Origin of the sequence: Aliivibrio sp. 1S175, from assembly GCF_001690985.1 — a bacterium.
In the GTDB taxonomy this organism is placed as follows: Bacteria; Pseudomonadota; Gammaproteobacteria; order Enterobacterales; family Vibrionaceae; genus Aliivibrio.
In genome coordinates this window covers 913-1,648 of the sequence record NZ_MAJS01000029.1, presented here as the reverse complement: position 1 = coordinate 1,648, position 736 = coordinate 913, and the positions used below count along the sequence as shown (strand labels likewise).

1 protein-coding gene is annotated in these 736 nt (G+C 36.8%); it reads right to left on the bottom strand.

Annotation, left to right across the window (positions count from 1 at the left end):
- Positions 1-143: 143 nt before the first annotated feature.
- A complete protein-coding gene (locus tag A6E06_RS11300; RefSeq protein WP_083190320.1) occupies positions 144-692 on the bottom strand; it encodes a GNAT family N-acetyltransferase in 549 nt (182 codons plus the stop codon).
- Positions 693-736: the final 44 nt, after the last annotated feature.

Here is a 736-nt window from a genome sequence, read left to right as displayed (position 1 = left end):
CAAAAAATTTCGGACTCAGTACGCACAACGCCGCCATAACACGTTTATTACGATGACGACTTACTTGAATTTTAACGCCTTAAACACCGAAACTAAAGACAAACTTACAATGCCGAATGTAATAAATCGTGTTGATGGTTTTGTTATAAGCAGAATTCAATGCTAAAGAAATCAGTTAGTTGATGATTGTGATTAGGTTTCCAATACTGCCAACCATTCTTTTGATAAAAGCTAACTGCCCGTTTATTTTCTCGGCTAACTGATAATACCGCACCCTTACAACCCATAAATTTTAATTGCTCGATTAGAAATTTATGGATGGTTTCAGAAAGACCTAAACCTCGATAATTTGGAACTAAATAAATCAGGTGGATGTACCCAAAACCTACAATTTCAGAATGAGACTTAAACTCCAGTTGTCCTATCAATTCATCACCAGACCATAAATGGAAATACCCCCATTCAGGCGAGCCAAGTCTAGAAAGTAGTTTGGAATAGTAAACCTCACCATTTTGACCAATTGTTTCGAGGTAGCCTTCAGAAGTACCAAAACTACAAAAATAAGAGTCTTCACGAAACTGAACACAGTCTGTAAAATTGGCATCTAAATCTATTGGTTCAAACCGACAATCAATTGTAACCCCTTGAACTAAAACAAGCTTATAACGCCTGCATAACACGTTTGCTACCATACAGACCTAGCTGAATTTTACCGCCTTAATCACTGAAACTAAAG